The organism is Streptomyces sp. NPDC093600 (assembly GCF_044764755.1).
In the GTDB taxonomy this organism is placed as follows: domain Bacteria; phylum Actinomycetota; class Actinomycetes; order Streptomycetales; family Streptomycetaceae; genus Streptomyces.
Map to the genome: position 1 here is coordinate 351,108 of NZ_JBIWIU010000002.1, position 18,561 is coordinate 369,668.

Below are 18,561 nucleotides of genomic sequence, written 5' to 3' on the forward strand. Positions count from 1 at the left end.
CGCAATTCGCGGACCGTATTCGGCTCCGCGTTACCTACTCAGGCAATTCCGAATCTTGCCGCTTGGCCGCCTGGCTGCGAACAACGATTGCAGACCAGTGAGAACGCCCCACCGATTCCCCGGCGGGGCGTTCTCACTGGTTCTGCACTCAGCTTGACGGAATCGTCACGACCGTCACTTGCCCATCCATTAGGCATTCGATGAGCACCGAACTGCCAAGCGGGTGGATCCAAAAGTGCGGCCCGGCGTCCAGGATGTCCCGCGCATGTCGCACCGCAACATCCGCAGGCATGGTCACGGCCGGCATCAGATAGTTGCCCCAGATGACGGCGATCCGCTCACCACGCTGTACGTACGAGGAGAGCAGCTCCGCCGCCATCCTCGTCCAGTGCTCCTCATCGTCCCACCAGACGCGCTCTTCGAACGGAGTGGACTCGAAGTCGATCACGTCGCCGGTAGCAGCCGGAAATTTACTCAGCGTCGCTGCCGCCAGCGCGCGGTTCTCGGCGAGATCCAGCTTCATCACTTGCCGGCCGTCATCGTCGCGGGGGTCATTCATGAAGTCCGGAAGGTATTCCGGATGACTCCCATAAGAACTACCGTCGGTCATACGTTCCGCCTCAACCACGTCGAAATACCCCCGCTTCCGCCAGGGAACCTTATCGCCCATTTTCGAACCGACGCGCCCTTACCTGTCATCACATTGATGTGCGGGCCGATTCGGTCGTCGGTATCCAGGCGGAACGACCTATATTCCCCACCGCTGGTCGCAGTGAACCCGGTATCCCTACCGAAGGTGTCGACCGCAGATTCCATCGTCCCCTGCCGACGCTGCCACGAACCGGTGTCGATGGGCCCCACGGTATCCAAGGCCTGGTTTCTGGCCTGTTCGAACGAGTCCGCGTCCAGGACAACCTCGCTGCGGGGCTTCTCCGGGTCGCACCTGCAAAGATCGGAGTGTCCGGGTTGCGTTCCACCACAGTTGTGAACCAGGACCGGCGTGGCCCCTGCCAGCACATAGTACGTGTGGAGGTCGGAGACGGTCAGGTTGTGGACCGTGGCGCCCTGTGTGGTCCAGCGCTGGATCGCGGCGACCTGGACGAAGGTGCCGCTGCCGGTCTGGAGCCACTGACCCGACTTGAGGTCGGCGGCGTCGATCCACTTGGCGAGTTCAGGGACCCAGAAGGGGTGGCCGTCGGTCGCGGTGATCTCGGCCGTCTTCGTGCCCGCCTTGCCGTCGGTGTCGATGGTGACCTTGACCAGGTGCTTGAGGCCCTGGCCTTTGATCTCCGCGGTGACCGTCTCGATTCGGGTCTCCCCGGTCTTCGGGTCGGTCGCCACGACCTTGTCGCCGGTCTTGATTTCCTCGATCGGCTTGGTGGAGCCGTCGGCCATCAGGACCTTCGTGCCCGGCACAAAGCTGTTGTCCGGCTTGGTGCAGGAAACCGCACCACCCTCGGCCTTGCCGGAGTCGCCGCTGCCGCTGCTGCCGCCCTTGTTGCGCGAGGAGGCGCCGGCGCTGCCGCCGGACTTGGAGGTACTGGCCTTGCCCTTGCTGCCGTTTCCTGCGGAGGACGCCTTTGGAGCGGCCTTTGCCTGCGCCTGCTTCTGGACGGGGTTTCCGGTCTTCTTTGTCTTTTGGACTGCCTTGTCGGCTGTTCTCTTGGCTTGTTCAGCGGCCTTCTTCTTGGCCGCTTGCGCTGCCTTCTTGGCCTTCTCGATGGCCGCGATCTTGGCCTTGAGGGCAGCGGCCTCCGCGGCCTTGGCTGCCCTGAGTACGGCTTCCGCGGCCTTCTTCGCCGTCCTGAACGCCTGGATGGCGTCAATGGTGCGGCCGATGGCCTTCAGAACGGCCGGCAGCTTGAAGACCTTGAGGACCGGGATCGCGTTGGTGATGAGGCCGACGCAGGACCACATGTCGCCGCCGAAGCACCCCAGGACGTCGTTGATGCCGACGAACTCAGCGATCACGTTCCAGGCCGTGGCGAGGATCACCGAGGTCAGGGACTTGCCCATGGTGGCCTGTGCCTGCGCGACCTGCGCCGGGGACAGGCCGGCACCCGCGAGGGCCGCGGACTTCTCCGAAGCGGTCAGGGAGATGGCGAGACCGGTCGGGTCGGCATGCGTGACCGGGTTGTTGTGCGCGTAGGCGTACCCGTTGGACTGCAGCGGGTCGTTCAGGTCCAGGATCGGGTCGGCGGACAGGAAGCGTCCGACGCCCGGGTCGTAGAGACGGGCGCCCAGCGGTGTGTAGCCGGAGGCGTCGTCCCGCGTCTTACCCAGGAAGCCCTTGTGGGACTGAAGGTTGTTCGCGGTGGCATCTGCGCCACGCTCGTTGCCGAACGGATCCTGCTTGCGGATCCGGACGTTCATGGTGCTGTCGAGTGAGACCTCGGTGTACATGCTGCCCTGGTGGTCACCCGTCTGGGCGACCAAGGTCTCCGCACCCGTCCCGTTGGCGTAACGCATGACCGCGCCACCGGGGGCGGAGTAGGTGCGCTGGGTGTTCACCAGGACGCCGCCCTGCTGGACGGTGACCTCGGCCTCCCCCAGGTGCAGGGTCGCCTGCTTGCCCTGGATGGTCAGCAGGCGCCCGCCGGGGCCGTAGATGTGACGGGTGTCGTTCTGCGGCAGCCACTGCTGGGCCGCGGAAGCGGCGTCACAGGTGGCGAGCACGATCGGGGTGCCGTTCACATTCGCCGCGCCCTGGACCGCGAGGCACAGGCCGGAGGCGATGTGGGTGAGCTGGCCGGCGGCGGTGCGCTTCAGTTCCTGGGCGGCCGAGCCGCTGCACCGCTGGATCTGAAGGGCTGAGCCCGCGGTGTTGGCGGCCGGCTGGAGGCACCAGGTGTCGTACGCCGAGAGCGTGCCGCGGTTCGGGTCGCTCTGCGGCGCCGTTTCGGAGCCTGGGGTGGGTGTGAACTTGAAGTTCTGCGCCACTGAGGCGTTGCAGGCGTACAGCTGGATCGGCTGGCTGGCCGCGGCGAGGCCGGACTTGAGGTCGAGGCACTTCTGGCCGAGGCCCACGTACGGGGTCTTGCCGCCGCTGCCCTGGCCCGTGATCCGCTCGACCTGGCCGTCATGCGTCCACGTCAGCTCCTGCTTGTCGCCGTTCTGGATCGAGGCGACCGACTTGGTCTCGCCGGTCAGCTCGTACACACGCTGGGCCGCGGCGGTCACCTGCGCACCTGCAGGGGTGACGTAGCTCTTGGTCACCTTGGTCAGCGTGCGCGGCTGGGTGCCGTCGCCCTTGCCGTACGTGTACGTGCTGACGGCGTCCTTGGAGGTGTCACCGGTCAGGTTCTTCTCGGTGAGCTTGGTGCGGTTTCCGAGCAGGTCGTACTCGTACTCCTGCCAGTAGCCGGACGTGTCCTTGCCCGCGGTGACGTTGAGCGTGCCGTCGGTGCTCTTCGGCGTGGTGCAGTTCGCCTGGTCCTCGGAGGTCCACGCCTTCTTCAGCTGACCGATCGGGTCGTAGTCGAAGCACTGCCGCTCCTCGATCCCGAGGGACTTCTCCTGGATCGAGGTGACGTTGCCGGCCGGGTCGTAGGTGTAGGCCCGGTTGGAGACCAGGTTGCCGCCGACCAAGCTCTTGTCGCCGGTCTGCTCGCGGTAGACAGACTGCTCCTTGAGCTCACCACCGCCTTCGTCGAACACACTCTGCGTCCACACCCGGTAGGGCTGGGCTCCCAGGGTCGAGCGCAGGACCTGACCGTGGTGGTCGTAGGCGGTCTCGGAGCCGTACCAGCCCTTGCCCGAGATCGAGAGCGGCAGACCGTCCTTGTTGTAGCGAAGGATGAGCTTCTCGGCGTCGAACCTGCCGACTGCGGGGAGCCCCATCTCCTTCAGCTGGCCGGTGTCGCTGTACTTGTACGTGTGCGTGTAGTCCTTGGCGAAACCCCAGTCGTCGGCGATCGACTGTGGCAGGGACAGAGTGGTGGACGTCGGCTGGTAGTCCTTGGTGTAGCCGTCGACCTTCTGGGTGTACGCCAGGTCGTCGGTGTAACGCGTGGCGGTGGCGGGCATGCCCGCGCCGCCTGGTGCGCTGTCGTAGGTGAAGTCCGCCAGAAGCTTGCCCTCACTGTCATCCAGACGCTGTTGCGTGGGACGCGACAGGGCGTCATAGCCGTTCCATACGGTGACGCCGCGGGCGTTGGTGGCGGTGAGAGGCCGGTCGTACTGGTCGTAACTGGTTCGGGTCGTTCCCGAGTCCGGGTCGGTCGCGGTCACCATGCGGCCGCGGTGGTCGAACGTCCAGGACCAGGGGCGTGTCGGGTCGGCCGAGCTGGTGGCCTTCACCATCTGTCCGCGCGCGTCGTACTCGTACGACATCGACGTGTGAACCGCGGGCCCCTGGCCGACGAGCGTCTCGACTCGAGCGGTACGACCGAGCGCGTCGGTGTAGACCCGGGAAGACGACGTTCCCTGCGGGTGGATGACCATCGACCAGTCCTGGCCGTACTCGTACTTCGTGGCTCGCTCCTTAGCCCCCGTCGACTGGGATCCTCCCTCTGTCTTGGGGTCCACGACGGCGTTGAAGTAGGGCATCTCCACAATGACGCGGCCGAGACCGTCGTATTCGTAACGCGTGAGGTTGGGGACACGTGTATCCGGCGGCAGCGGATACAGCTCGCCCGGCTTCACATCGTCGGCGTAGTAGGCGTTGTTGGTCTGCCAGACCTCGCCGGAGCCGTTGTACAGGGAATCGGTGATCAGCCAGCCATCGTTGGTCGCCTCCTCCTGCGTCTGGCGCTCACGACCGAGGCCGTCGTAGATCGTGACCGCCTGCTCGACACGGTTCTTGTCCTTGCGCGTGTACGTGGTGACGTAGGCGGGGATGCGAATCTGAACCGTCTTGGTGGCGTCCTCCGGATCGGGGGCAAATTTCTCCCCCGAGATGGTGTAGACAGCCCGGAAGTCCGCTACGGACGAGGACGATGGCGTGCGGCCGGGTGCCCATGCCTCTATGAGGCGGCCGAGCTGGTCGTACTTGGCCTCACTGACATGGCCGTTCGCGTCGGTCGTCTTGAGCGCGACGGCGCGGCCGGGTTCCAGTTCCTGGACCTGGGTGTGAGCGAGGGCGTTGGCCTGGGTCACCTTGAACACCTGCCCGGTGGGCGGGTCATAGGTGATCGTGGAGGCGTTCTTGTCGGGGTCCGTGACTCGGACGACTCGGCCGACCTCGTCGAAGTCGGTCGTGTTGCCCGGCTGGAAGTCGGTGCCCTCGCCGTTCAGCGTGAACGTCTGGGTGGCGAGACCACGGGAGTCCCATGCGAGCGCCCCTCCGTATGCCGCGCCGTCGTAGGCGGTACGTAGCGCTGACGTCAACGAGGTGAGGCTCGTCCATGTCGCGTCCTTGCACAGCGTCGGTGAGACGAGAACCTGCTTCGTCAGACCGATGAGGTGCTTCGGCGTGTGGTGCAGGTACTCGAGCTTCGTGCACGACTCGTCACCTGATCTGCCGGTGTCGCCGAACGACTCCACCTGCACGGGAAGGCCGTAGTCGCTGTCGTATGTCGTCCGCGTCTCGACGGCCCGCTCGGTGCGATCGTCGGCGGTGTTCGTGCCGGAGGACTTGGTGTGGGAGACAGTGCGGGCGTCTGTGACGCGCCAGGCCTTCAGCGAGGTCAGGCCGTCGTCACGGTCGCGCTTGCCGAGCTCGGTCGCCGCCGGGACCGTGACACTTCGGGTGAGCCAGTCGGTGTCGGCCTTGGCGGCGTCGGTGTAGGTGAGCTCCTCGGCTATGCGGCCGGCGAAGGGCTCGTCGTCCTTGGCGATTTCGGCGCCGGTGATGTCCTTGACGGGGACGGTGTCGCCCATGCCACGGAAGTAGCGCGTGACTGCCTTGGTCCGCTTGGCGTTGAAGTCGGGGTTGTCCTCACCCGTGATGACGGTGGTCTGTTCGAAGCCGGCGAACTGCGAGTACGTGCGCTGGGACTTCTTCGTGAACTCCTGCTCCGCCAGCTTCCAGCCCGGGTTCTTGTACACGTAGTTGGTGGTGGTACCGGTCGTGCCGTCGATGTTCGGCAGTTCCTCGACCTTGGCCACGACGTACTTGTGGAACCAGTCGATTTCCTCGACTTCTGGGTCGGGGTTCCAGTACGTCGGGTAGCACAGGCGGTTGTTGGCCTTCAGTCCGGCCGTGTCCGTCTTGGTCGGCAGGCCGGTGCCGGTGGCGCAGTCGCCCTCGATGGGCTTGTAGGTGACGACGGACTCGCCGCCGTACTCGTTGATCACGCGTGTGATGCGCAGGCGGGAGAAGCCGGGCCGGTTCGGGTTGAACGCCTTGACGCGGTTCGGCATGTCATCGATGTTGGGCTCGAACCGGACCGGGTTCAGTGTCAACCCGGGATCCGTGACCCCCTTGGGGCCGTAGCCGGTGCGCTGGATGGACTCCAGCCACAGGGCGGTGTTCGGGCCGGTTTTCAGCTCGGCGAAGCTCTGCTTGAGCTGATACTCGTCCACCGCCTGGCGGGCCGTCGTGTCAGTGCGGCGCTGGGCGGAGGTGGTGATCTTGTCCAGACGCTTGCGGGTCCAGAAGGTCGGACCGGCGTTCCAGCACTTCTTGCCGGCCACGCAGCGAAGGCTCGCGGGGGTGTCGTACCAGATGCGGTACTTGCCCGGGTCCTTGTCCGCGAAGTTCGCGTCCGTGCAGGTCAGGGTGTTCTCGGTGAAGCAGCGCTCCTCGACGGAGAAGTTCACCCGCGCCGGAGCGGACGCGGAGAAGATGCTGTCCTTGCGCTGGCCGTAGTCGATGTGGGACAGGTAGCCGTCGCGGTGGTACTCGACCGGGGCCTTGAAGTTGAAGTTCTTCGCGTAGTAGTTGACATCGCGCTTCCACCACAGCGACATCGCGTTGCCGTGGATGTCCTCGACGTAGTCGAGGTTCCAGCGCCAGGCCTGGTTGCAGGCCGAGTTCTTCCAGTCACCGGCCTTGTAGCACGGCTCACCGGCGTGGTTGCCGTACACCGGAACGGCCAGAACCGAGTCGGTGTACGGGTCGTCGGCGGCGGTGCCGTTGTCCGACCACTCCGGGAGCTTGTTCAGACCGAAGTGGTACTTGGTGCCGTCCTTGGTGGTGACGACCCAGTACTCACCGTCGGCGTCCTTCATCCCCGAACGCGGGTCGCGGCTGGTGTCCTTGATCCGCTCGATCTTCGAGCCGTCACCGTTGGCGGTGAACCACGTGCCCTTGGCCGCGTCCCACACCAGCTCGGTGGTCATGCCACCCAGCGACAGGGTGGCGTTCTCCGAGCCGTAGCACAGGTCCGCGGTGCGGTGCGTGGCGTTGTTGGAGCCGGCCTTCTTGGAGTCCTGACGGCAGTTGGCGTACGTACGGGTGATGGAACCCGCGTTGTAGTCCCAACCGTCACCGACCCAGGAAGCCTGGTTGTTCGTGGAAGACGTACGACCATCCACCGACTGCGAGGAGTAGCCCAGGTTGATCTTCGGCGCCAGGCCGCCGGCGGTTTCCGGGACCTGCACCTGGTAGCCGTAGGTGAACGCGCCGGAAGAAGAACCCGCCGACCACGAACCCGACGACAGCAGCGGCGAGGCGGTGAAGTCACCCTGCACCGACGAACCGGTGTCGAGCATGCCGACCGCAGCGCCGCTGGGGACGTTGGTAACAGGCTGAACCCCGCCCTGGTAGGAGGCCTTGCTCGTCCGGGAGGTGAAGCCCTCGCCGAGCAGGCTGGAGACGGGAATGGTGCCCGTGAGGACCTTACGGGGAGACGAGTTCTTCGCGGTGTCGGTCTTGGGGGCGCCCTTCGCTGCCACGACCTCTACGGATGATTCCAGTGGCTGGAAGTGGGCCTTGCCGTTCTTGACGTCCTTGTCGCCGTCGTTGAGCGACATGGTCTCGGTGCCGTCACCGTCTGCGCAGTCACCGGTGGTCGGTGAGGAATAGACGCACTCGGGCAGCAACATCAGACCGAAGCGATCGGCGGCCTGCGGTCCGTAGAGGTCGGCGAAGCCACTCGTATCGACGGCCAGGGCGACCTCGGCGGCCGGGTCGACCGTATCCGGCGGGGTCACCTTCATGACCAGGCCTGAGACGCCCGCGTCTTGGGACGCCTCCGAGGGCTTGACGTCGATCGTCCAGGTACCGGCGACGCCCGCTGGGTCGCCGCCCTCCGGTACACCCAGCTCAACCGGCAGATTGTTGGTCGCCGGCGTCGTCGACCCTCCCGGTGTCATGTCCGGCGTCAGCGTCGCGGTGCCGGAGCCCGACGGCCACGGAGTAACCGATTTCGGCTCATAGGTCACCACCGACTCATCCGGTGGCGTGACCAAATTCGTCTCACCAGCGGGATCGGAAGGCACCGGATCCGCCTCGGGCAATTCAGGCAGGTCGACCTGGGCGGTCGACTCCGTCCGGCTCATCCCGTCGTCCGGGACAGCCCAAGCCTGCCCCGTGAGGGTCGACACGGTCAGTGCCGACGACAACAAAAGGACGGTCGCCATGCGGCTTCGCCGCCGACGCCGTCGAACTGACTCCGTCAACACCAGGCGTCCACGCCCGAGCCATGACGGCGGATCTGAAGCACGCATAAGCGGCTACTCCCACCCCAGCAAAAGGAACGAAAAAGAAGGAAATGCGGCGCTGGACACCACGGCGCGCACGCCTGCCCCCAGTGCATACGCGCGTGAACTCTCCGTCACTGAAGCGGCGTAGTTCAAGGTCACGGCAGGCGCCATTGCGGGAGAGAAGTGATTGTGATCACTGAACCAACCCGTCGAGATCGCATTGCTGGTGATCTACCGGTCGTATCGGGAAGTGAGCCGCATGAGACGCAAACCGTCTCAGCGGATTGGGCGATTCCGCCATAAGTGGCTTTGGGGTACAGAAGCTCCCGTCTTCACATAACGAATTAACAACCTCTTCACTTGTGGACGACTTGCGCAGGACATGTGATCGTGTGGGCGCCCGTGTCCCGAGACCGCTCAACCCGGGGCTGGCTGTGTTGTCGTCAATCCCTCTGGTCCCCACGGGAGTAGACCGCCGTGACCGTGCCTCGTCTTCTCAGTCCTTTCGTGCGCACGCGCACGCGGCTGTCCGTGACCATCGGCCTCGTACTCGCCGCCGTCACGACCGCCCTCCTGCCCTGGTGGCAAGCTGGCCAGCCGTCAGTCGCCGGTGGGAAACCGCCGACGAAGGCGAAGCAGGGTTCCACCGCACCTCGCGACGAGGCCGTGGCCATGGCGGAAGCTGTACGCAGCGGCAAGAAGGTACGGGTCGACGCGGCGACCACCGCGACACACATGACCTGGGCGCTGCCCAATGGCCAGCTCCGCACCCAGATCCACGCCCTTCCCCAGCGGGCGAAGACCGCCGACGGCCAGTGGGCTCCCATAGACACCACGCTCAAGCGCACACGCAAGGGCTCGCACGTACTGGGTATCGAACCGGTCAACGCCGTCCACCCTGTCCGGTTCTCGAACGGCGCCCAGGACAACTCCCGCGTCTCCCGCTCCTACGCCCGTGCGCCCCTCAACCCTCAGGCCGAGGAAACCCCGGCCGGCAGCGTTCTCGCCGAGGTGGAGCTCGATGGGCACACCATCAGTTACACCTGGCCAGGTGCGCTGCCCGAGCCGGTGCTCGACGGACCCCGCGCTCTGTACGCAGAGGTGCTGCCCGGCGTCGACCTGCTTGTCGTAGCCCGTGAGGAGGGCGGCTTCGCCCAGCTCCTCATCGTCAAGACCCCCGAAGCGGCGAAGAACGCAGCACTGGCCACCGTCTCCTACGGACTGCACTCCAACACGGCGATCTTCCGGCACGATGCCGAGATCGACCGTGTGATCGTGCAGGACAAGGAAGGCCACCAGATCGGCTCGGTCCCGACGCCTTTCACCTGGGACTCCAGTGGCCGGGACCCCGAGACCATGACGCACCAGCCGGCACCATCCGTGGAAACACCCGAGGACGTCCTGAAGCTGCCTGGGCTTTCAGGGATGGAGCCCGGTTCCCGTCACGCACCGATGACGCTCCGGCTCGACGGTGACGGTACCGGTGTCGCGCGCCTCAGAATGGACGTGGCAGCCGCTGGGCTGTTGGCCGACAAGGACGCGCAGTTCCCCGTCTTCGTCGACCCGACCCTCATCAGCGGCTGGCAGGCATGGACCACTGCCTACAAGCCCTATCCGAACACCAGCTTCTACAACGGCACGAACTTCAGCTCGGGCACCTCCGACGCCCGTGTCGGTCATGAGAGCGACACCGGTGGTACGGCCCGTTCGTTCTGGCGCATGGGCTATTCCAGCAGCCTGAAGGGCGCCACCATCAGCCGCGCGACCTTCAAGGTCCTCAACAACCACTCCTGGTCCTGCACGGCACGTGAGTTCCAGTTCTATCTGACCGGCGCCATCTCCTCCAGCACCACCTGGAACGCACAACCCAGCTGGTCGACCCTTCTTCAGAAGAAGTCGTTCGCCCATGGCTGGTCGACCTCCTGCCCCGACGAGTACGAGGCCTTCGACGTCAGAGCCGCCGCGCAGAAGGGCGCGGACAGCGGATGGGCCTCGCTCACCTTCGGCATGCGGGCCACCAGCGAGTCCGACGTGCAGACATGGCGCAAGTTCAAGGCCACGTCCGCGACCCTTGAAGTCGACTACAACCGGCCTCCCAAAGAGCCGACCGGCGGAACGTCATCGCCCGGCGGCGCGTGCAACCCCGGTCCAGACACTGGCGTCACCATCGGCAGAACCAACATCACCTTCTCCGCCACGGCGACCGACCCCGACGGCAACCTCAAGGGCTTGCGCTTCAGGTTCTGGAAGACCGGCGGCACCGTCCCCGCCGGCACGCTCGTGACGAACCTGTCCAGCGGCAAGGCCACCTTCATCGTCGCCTCGACCACGCTCGAGGACAAAGCCGTCTACTCCTGGGACGTACGAGCCGAAGACACCTCCGGCAGCGTGTCCACCTGGTTCCCCGCAGGCACCGAGCCCTGCCGCATCACGATCGACGCCTCCGCGCCGTCCCAACCCAAGGTCAGCAGCGACGCCTTCCCGGCTGCCACCCCTGACGGTGCGACGTGGGCCACGGTGAAGTTCGGCGGTACCGGCTCGATCACCTTCACGTCCCCCGAGGCCACCAAGTTCAAGTACGGCTTCGAGGGTCTCAGCTACCAGGAAGTGGCAGCCTCGAACGGCTCGGCCACGGTGGCCGCGCTCAAACCGCCGCACGCCGGCCCCAACGGCCTCCAGGTCTACGCGCTCGACGCGGTCGGCAACCAGAGCCGCCGCGCGGACTACACGTTCTACGTGCAGCCGCGTGACAGGGCCGACGGCCCCGGTGACATCGGCGGCGACGACATCGTCGACCTGTTGATCATCGACGCCAGTGGCAACCTCCAGACCATGTCCGGATCTGCCGGCGGTGAGCTCTACGCCGGCATGCCCGGTTCCTACGGAGGCAAGGACAAGGAGATCAATCCCGCCGGCCACTGGTACGACCCCGCAACCGGCAAGGCAGCCCTGATCTCCCACTACCAGGACGCCTACCCCGGCGACGGCTCGACCGACCTGTTCGCCCGTACTCCGGACGGAAGCTTCTGGCTGTACCCCGGTGACGGCTACGGCAGCTTCAACGTCGACAACCGCTTGGAAGTCGAGCTGCCGGCCAACGCGCCCGCCCCGTCGACGTGGACCCAGATCAAGGCTGTCGGTGATGTCACCGGAGACAAGCTCCCGGACATCTTCCTGCGCGCCGGGACCGCATTCTGGTTCCTGTCCGGATACAGCGGCGGCACCTTCCAGGAAGCCACCCTGATGAACGGCGGCGCATGGGGCCGACGCGACATCGTCAACGTCGCCGACATCAACAAGGACGGCACCCCCGACCTTCTGTGGCGCGACCTGGACGGCGGCGCGATCAACGTCCGCCACGGCAGGCCCGGCGCCTCCGGATCCGGCAGCGTCAGCCTTCCTTCACTGATGCTCGCCTCCAACTCCCTCAACGGAGACGTCTCCTACGGCACCGGCTGGACCGAGGCAGCCATCTCCGCGGCAGTCGGCATCCCCGACGTCAACGGCGACGGCGTTCCCGACATCTGGGCCCGGACCGCCTCCAACGGTCATTTCACGGTCTACTACCCGTCCACCACCAACACCAACGCACCCGCCAGGACCGTCCTGTGGGTGAACTGGAACAGCATCAAGTCCTTCGGATAGAGCACCTGGCAGCCCGGCTACTTCAAGCCGGGCTGCCACTGGCCGTCAGTCGGGGAGTCGTGACCTCCGACACGAGATGGCGCGAAACCCTAGGCATTCAGCTCCGCGAGCACCCGCAGCGTGGCCGGGTCCGGTGCCGTGACGAGGAGGTCGGTCACCGGGCCCTTGCGCCATTCCGTGAGCCGTTCGGCGATCCGTTCCCTCGGGCCGACGAGTGAGATCTCGTCCGCGAAGGCGTCCGGGACGGCGAGCACGGCCTCCTCGCGGCGGCCGGCCGCGAACAGTTCCTGGACGCGCCGGGCCGCCGGCTCGTACCCCATGCGGCCCATCAGGTCGGCGTGGAAGTTACGGGCCGCGTGGCCCATGCCGCCGATGTAGAACCCGAGCATCGCCTTGACGGGCAGCAGGCCCTCGGCCGGGTCGTCGCAGACCTGGGCGCGGACCAGGGGGGCGACCATGAAGCCCTCGGGGAGCCGCTCGGGCAGCGCGTACACCTCGGTGTGGCGCGTCGGCGACCAGTAGAGCGGAAGCCAGCCGTCGGCGATCCGGAGCGTCTGCGCGATGTTCTTCGGTCCTTCGGCGCCGAGGAGGACCGGGAGGTCGCGGCGCAAGGGGTGGGTGATCGGCTTCAGGGCCTTCCCGAGCCCTGTGCCGTCCTCCCCGGCGTACGGAAGGGAGTGGAACCGCCCGTCGAGCGCGACCGGCCCTTCGCGGCGCAGGACCTGGCGGATCACGTCCACGTACTCGCGGGTCGCCGTCAGCGGGCTGCGGGGGAAGGGGCGGCCGTACCAGCCCTCGACGACCTGCGGCCCCGAGAGGCCGAGCCCGAGCATCATCCGGCCGCCGGAGAGGTGGTCGAGCGTGAGCGCGTGCATGGCGGTGGCGGTCGGCGTCCGGGCGGCCACCTGTGCGACGGCGGTGCCCAGCCGGATCCGGCTCGTGTGCGCGGCGATCCAGGTCAGCGCGGTGAACGCGTCCGAACCCCAGGCTTCGGCGGTCCACACGGAGTCGTAGCCGAGCCGCTCGGCCTCGCGGGCGAGGCCGAGGTGGGCGGGGGAGGGGCCGCGCCCCCAGTAGCCGAGCGCGAGTCCGAGCCGCATGGCCCCCACCAACCTTTCTGACGGTACGTCAGGTGCGGATGGGGGGACTGTACGGCAACGGCCCCCCGCCCGGAAGGGATTCCGGGCGGGGGGCCGTCGTCGGTGATGCGGGGTGAGCGATCAGCCGCGCTGGATGCCGGTGGTGTCCTGGAGGACGCCGCGGCGGCCGTCCTGGGTCTGGGCCACCAGGCCGGGACCGCGCTGCTCGACCGCCAGGTACCACGTACCGGGGGCCAGTTCGGCGATCGGCGTCGGGGAGCCGTCCTCCGCGTACAGCGGGCGGGCGACCGGGACGGCGAACCAGAACGGCGCGAAGTCCGCCGCGGGCTGCTCGCTCTGCGCCGGCGCGTGCTGCTGGGCCTGCACCGGGGCCGGCTGCTGCGCCTGGGCGGCCTGCGGGTCGGGCTGCGGCTGGCCGCCGTACGACTGGTGGGGCTGGGCGCCGTAGGGCTGCTGCTGGGCGCCCGGGTAGCCGTAGCCCCCGGCGACGCCCTGCGGGCCCGGCTGGCCGGGGTGCATGCCGTACGGCTGCGCGGTCTGCGGCTTCGGGGCGCCGAGCAGCGGGCTCTTCAGGGCGGGCACCAGCGGAGCGGCGATGGCCGCACCGGCGAGGACCAGGGAGGCGATCAGGCCGAGGATGAGGCCGACACCGGCTTTCTCCGACTCGAAGATCCACATCAGCAGGGTCCAGGCCGCCGCCACGGTGAATGCGACGCCGATCTGACCGAGCTCCAGGCCGGCGACCTTGCGGGGCTGGGGAAGCGCGTGGGACAGGATCACCAGAGCGGCGCCCACGATGCCGAGGAGGAAGGCGCCCCAGCCCAGGGGGGAGAACTCCCAGGAGAACGGGGAGCCGACCGTGTCGCAGTACGGGCCTTCACAGCTGGAGTAGCCGAGGAACGAGGCGATGAACAGCACCACCGCTGCACCGATCACCACGCCATCGCCTCGAGTGAGGGAGCGGATATTCACGTAAAAATCCTTCGTCGGGTCGTCTCGTCGGGGTGGCGCGAAGCACGGGGGCGGCCCCATCGTACGGAGCGAATCTATCGCCCGCCGGTTCTACCCCTTGAGGTAGGTCCTGATGCCGTCCGCGATTCCCCGCGCCGCTTTCTGGCGCCACGCCGCATCGGTCAGCAGTGCGGCGTCCTTCGGATCACGCATATTGCCGCATTCGACGAAGACCTTGGGGACGGTTGAGAGATTGAGTCCGCCGAGATCGTCGCGGACGTCCAACCCCGTGCCGGAGCCCAGATAGTTGGCGGGCGCGGTCCCGGTGGCCCGGGCGAAGTGCCGGGCGATGTCCTCGCCGAGGGTACGGGAGGGTCCGACGATCGCCGTGGTGTCGGCGGTGCCGGACCGGACGCGGGCGGGCAGGATCACGTGGAACCCGCGGTTGCCGGCCGCGGAGCCGTCGGCGTGCACGGAGACGACGGCGTCCGCGCGGGCGGCGTTGCCGGTCCGGGCGCGCTCGTCGATGCAGGGCCCGAAGGGGCGGTCGGCGTCGTGGGTGAGGACGACCTCGGCGCCCTGGGCCTTGAGCAGGTCGCGCAGGCGGTGGGAGACGTCGAGGGTGAACGCGGCTTCGGTGTACCCCGCGTCCGTGGAGGTGCCGGTGGTGTCGCACTCCTTGCGATGCGTCCCGATATCAACCTTTTGGTTGATTTCCTTCGGGTGACGGAAGTTGCCGGGGTTGTGCCCGGGGTCGATGACGACCGTCCGCCCCGCCAGCGGCAGCGCCTTCGGCGGCGTCCCGGCGGGGTCGGTGGCGGTGCCGCTGGCGGTCGCCTCGCCGGTGCCCGGCGCCGTGGCCTTGGCGTCGGCGCTACGGGGGGACTGCGCGGCCGACCCGGGGCCCCCGCAGGCCGCGAGGGCGGCACAGGCGGTCAGGGCGACGGGAAGGGCGAGAGGGAGGGCGAGAAGCTTGCGGTGGTCGTACGGCACCCCGTGACTGTAGGCGTTCCGGCGCCGGATTGCCCGTATCGGCGGCCCCGGACCGACTGGTTGAGACCGACTGGTGGAGGCCGATTGGGGCCGACTGGTGGAGACCGGCTGGTGGAGACCGACTGGTTGAGCGGGCAACGGTCGGTGCCCCGCGTTTGCGCGGTGAACGGGACCCGCTGATAGTGGTTAAGGCGGCCGCCGTCCCCTCCCTTCTCATCCACACGAGAGGAGCGGTCCCATGCGACTACGCAAGGAAACGCGGTCCCGTCGTCTCCTGACGACGTCGACGATCCTCCTGGCCGGAGGCACTCTGCTCCTGCCATTCCCCGCGGTCGCCCGCCCCGCGGCGGACACCACCACCTCGGAAGCCCGGATCTCCGGGGCCGCCTTCCAGTTCCGGAACCTGCAGACCGGCAAGTGCATGACCTTCAGCGGCGGCACACTCGCCGAGAACAACCTCGAACTCCTCCAGTTCAACTGCGACACCGACCGGTCACGCCGCTGGAGGATCACCAACTGGAACGGCGACTCCTTCCAGCTGGTCAACCTCCACAGCGGGAAGTGCGCGACGGTCGCCGGCGGCCGGTCCACCGCCAACAACCACCCGCTCGTCCAGTTCAACTGCGACTCCGACCCCTCGCGCCGCTGGCGCCTGACCAACTGGGGCGGCACCTCCTACCAGGTGGTGAACGTCCAGACGAACAAGTGCGCGACGGTCGCCGGTGGCCGGTCGACCGAGAACAACGTGCGCATGGTCCAGTTCACCTGCGATGACGACAACTCCCGCCGCTGGGTCATCCGCCTGGGCGGCTCGGCGACCTGACGGCGCAGGACGGGTCCGCGTGGTTCTCGCGGACTCGCCCCGACCGTCCGGATTCGCCCCGACCGTTGTCAGCCGACGGCGTCGAGCAGCAGTTTCGCGGCCACCATCGCGCCGTCGGTGCGGACCGAGCCCGCCACGGCCTTCGCCCGGGCGCCCGTTTCGGGGTCCAGGGCGGTCCTGAGCGCGTCCGTCAGCGACTCGACGGTCGGCACGGGACCGTCGTGGGCCACGCCGATGCCCAGCTCGGCCACCCGGCCCGCCCAGTACGGCTGGTCCGCCAACTGCGGTACCACCACCTGCGGAGCGCCGGCCCCGGCGGCCGTCGTCGTCGTCCCCGCGCCACCGTGGTGCACGACGGCGGCCACCCGCCCGAACAACCGCTGGTGGTTGACCTCACCGACGGCGAAGCAGTCGTCCCGGTCGTCGACCGGGCCCAGATCCGCCCAGCCGCGCCCGACGAGCACCCGGCGGCCGTGCGCCCGAACCGCCTCGATCGCGACCCGGGCCGCGTCCTCCCCGGCGCGTACGGCCATGCTGCCGAAGCCCACGTACACCGGCGGCTCGCCCGCGTCCAGGAAGGCCACCAGCTCCGCCGGGAGCGGCCGCTCGTCGGGCAGCACCCACGCGCCGGTCTGTACGACGTCGAGGTCCGGCGTCTCCAGCCACGGGTCCAGCACCGGGTCCGTCGCCAGCCACGGCCGGTCACCGAAGGCGTAGTCGCGGACGTTGTGCACCGGGGGCAGGCCGATCGACGCCCGGTTGGTGTTGAGCGCCTCACCGAACAGCGCATCGATGCTCTGGGCGTCCAGGTCCCACAGCGCCCGGTTGTCGGTCACCTCCGGCGGGAACGGCCGCCCCGGGTACGCCAGCGGCGGGCGCTGCGGCGACGGGAGGGTCAGCTGCTGGAAGATCGCGGACACGTACCCGATGCCCAGCTTCTCGGCCACCGACCGCGCCCCGGCGATGGCCGGCATCGCGCCCGTCGCCATCAGCACGTCGCATCCCTCGGCAGCCGCCGGTATCACCTCGAACTGACTGGCGATCAATTCGGCGGCGCGCTGGGGCAGATTGTCCTTCGACGGCGGTGGCGCAGCGGTCGTCAGCGCGCGTGCCGACCGCCCGACACCCACCATGGCGACGCCGACCCCGGCCAGCCGCTCCGCGAAATCCTCGTCCGGCGGCGCACACACCCGCACCTCCGCACCGAGCTCCCGCAACCGCACCGCGAGCCCCACCAGCGGTTCGACGTCCCCACGCGATCCATACGTCGACAACAGCACACGCACTTCGGAATTCTCCTGCTTTCGTGGATTCGGCGTCCGATGAGAGGCGGTCCTAGGCGCGGCGGCGCAGGACGCGGAGGGAGTCGGTGACCGAGGTCTCCTCGAAGTCGCCCGACTCCAGCGCCCGCAGGTAGATCCGGTACGGAGCCTGGCCGCCGTCCGCCGGGTCGGGGAAGACGTCGTGGATGACGAGCAGACCGCCGGCGGCGACCTTCGGCGCCCAGCCCTCGAAGTCCGCCGTCGCGTGCTCGTCCGTGTGGCCGCCGTCGATGAAGACGAGGCCCAGCGCGCCCGCCCACACCTTCGCCACCTGCGGTGAACGCCCGACGACCGCGATCACGTGCTCCTCAAGGCCCGCCCTGTGCAGGGTCCGGCGGAACGCGGGCAGCGTGTCCATCAGCCCGATCTCCGGGTCGACGACCGTCGGGTCGTGGTACTCCCACCCCGGCTGCTGCTCCTCGCTGCCCCGGTGGTGGTCCACGGTCACGACGACCGTCCCGGCCGCCCGGGCCGCGTCCGCCAGCAGGATCGTGGAGCGCCCGCAGTACGTCCCCACCTCCAGCAGGGGCAGCCCGAGCGTTGCGGCCTCGGCAGCCGCCTCGTACAGCGCGAGCCCCTCCCTGACGGGCATGAAGCCCTTGGCGGCCTCGAAGGCGGCAAGGATCTCGGGCTTCGGCGCGGCGGCGGGCTCGGCGGCCATGGGCGGGTCCTCCTACTGACGGGTACGCGTGTGCGAGCGCCCATCGTGCCCTACTCGTCACACTCGAACCACACCGTCTTCCCCTCGCCCGACTCCACGACCCCCCACCGGTCCGTCACCGCCTCCACCAGCACCAGCCCGCGCCCGCCCTCGTCCAGCACCCCGGCGGGCTTCGCCACCACCGTCCCCGGCACCGCGTCGGCGATCTCCACCCGCAGACCGAACGGCTCCCGCAGGATCAGCACCGTGCACCGCCGGCCGGGCACGTGCCGTACGACATTGGCGACCAGCTCGGTCAGCGCGAGCTGGGCGGGGTCGGTGACCCGCTCCATCCCCCAGCGGGTGAGGAACACGCGCAGGATGCGGCGCATGTGACCGGCCGAGTGCTCACCGACGGTGAAACCCATGCGGTAGCTCGTGGGAAGTTCGGCCGGATAGAGGTCAGTTACCTGATTCATGCCGCCAGAATGGAGCGCCGTCGTTACGCTCGGCTACGGACCGAATACAACGCTTCACCGCGTGAACTTGGGGGTGACC

General features: G+C 68.0%; 10 protein-coding genes. 2 read left to right on the forward strand and 8 right to left on the reverse strand.

The genetic code is table 11. From position 1 onward, the window contains the following. Nucleotides 1-148 precede the first annotated feature (148 nt). Nucleotides 149-610, reverse strand: coding sequence for a hypothetical protein (locus tag ACIRB4_RS07290; RefSeq protein WP_403289039.1), 462 nt, complete (start codon nt 608-610; stop codon nt 149-151). Beyond that, nucleotides 607-8,466 (reverse strand): ricin-type beta-trefoil lectin domain protein, encoded by a 7,860-nt coding sequence (locus tag ACIRB4_RS07295; protein ID WP_403289040.1) that lies wholly within the window; start codon nt 8,464-8,466, stop codon nt 607-609. The genes ACIRB4_RS07290 and ACIRB4_RS07295 overlap by 4 nt, the downstream gene beginning before the upstream one ends. Nucleotides 8,467-9,006: 540 nt before the next feature. On the opposite strand from ACIRB4_RS07295, the gene ACIRB4_RS07300 reads away from it, so the two are divergent. Continuing rightward, entirely contained in the window at nt 9,007-12,174 is a 3,168-nt protein-coding gene (locus ACIRB4_RS07300) for an FG-GAP-like repeat-containing protein (RefSeq protein ID WP_403289041.1), read from the forward strand. Between the two features lie 89 nt (nt 12,175-12,263). Here the strand turns inward: ACIRB4_RS07300 and ACIRB4_RS07305 are convergent, their stop codons facing one another. The 3 genes from ACIRB4_RS07305 to ACIRB4_RS07315 all read right to left on the reverse strand — a co-directional run bounded on the left by ACIRB4_RS07305 (nt 12,264) and on the right by ACIRB4_RS07315 (nt 15,218). Then, nucleotides 12,264-13,274, reverse strand: coding sequence for an LLM class F420-dependent oxidoreductase (locus tag ACIRB4_RS07305; protein WP_403289043.1), 1,011 nt, complete (start codon nt 13,272-13,274; stop codon nt 12,264-12,266). Between the two features lie 120 nt (nt 13,275-13,394). Further along, the gene (locus ACIRB4_RS07310; protein WP_403289044.1) at nt 13,395-14,246 is read right to left on the reverse strand and encodes a DUF5336 domain-containing protein; all 852 of its coding nucleotides are present in this window, start codon (nt 14,244-14,246) and stop codon (nt 13,395-13,397) included. Between the two features lie 90 nt (nt 14,247-14,336). Next, nucleotides 14,337-15,218, reverse strand: a complete 882-nt coding sequence (locus tag ACIRB4_RS07315) for an N-acetylmuramoyl-L-alanine amidase (protein ID WP_403289045.1) — start codon at nt 15,216-15,218, stop codon at nt 14,337-14,339. A gap of 238 nt (nt 15,219-15,456) precedes the next feature. On the opposite strand from ACIRB4_RS07315, the gene ACIRB4_RS07320 reads away from it, so the two are divergent. Next, nucleotides 15,457-16,041 carry an RICIN domain-containing protein gene (locus ACIRB4_RS07320; protein WP_403289047.1) on the forward strand — a complete coding sequence of 195 codons (585 nt, stop codon included), beginning with the start codon at nt 15,457-15,459 and terminating at the stop codon, nt 16,039-16,041. Between the two features lie 68 nt (nt 16,042-16,109). Here ACIRB4_RS07320 and ACIRB4_RS07325 read toward each other — a convergent pair whose 3' ends face one another. Genes ACIRB4_RS07325 through ACIRB4_RS07335 form a run of 3 tightly spaced genes read right to left on the reverse strand, consistent with a single transcriptional unit; the run spans nt 16,110 to nt 18,482 of the window. Further along, nucleotides 16,110-17,327: a glycosyltransferase gene (locus tag ACIRB4_RS07325; protein ID WP_403289048.1), complete on the reverse strand. Its 1,218-nt coding sequence runs from the start codon at nt 17,325-17,327 to the stop codon at nt 16,110-16,112. A 49-nt stretch (nt 17,328-17,376) separates the two neighbouring features. Continuing rightward, nucleotides 17,377-18,024: a class I SAM-dependent methyltransferase gene (locus tag ACIRB4_RS07330; RefSeq protein WP_403289049.1), complete on the reverse strand. Its 648-nt coding sequence runs from the start codon at nt 18,022-18,024 to the stop codon at nt 17,377-17,379. 50 nt (nt 18,025-18,074) lie between these two features. Next, nucleotides 18,075-18,482, reverse strand: coding sequence for an ATP-binding protein (locus ACIRB4_RS07335; protein WP_403289051.1), 408 nt, complete (start codon nt 18,480-18,482; stop codon nt 18,075-18,077). Nucleotides 18,483-18,561: the final 79 nt, after the last annotated feature.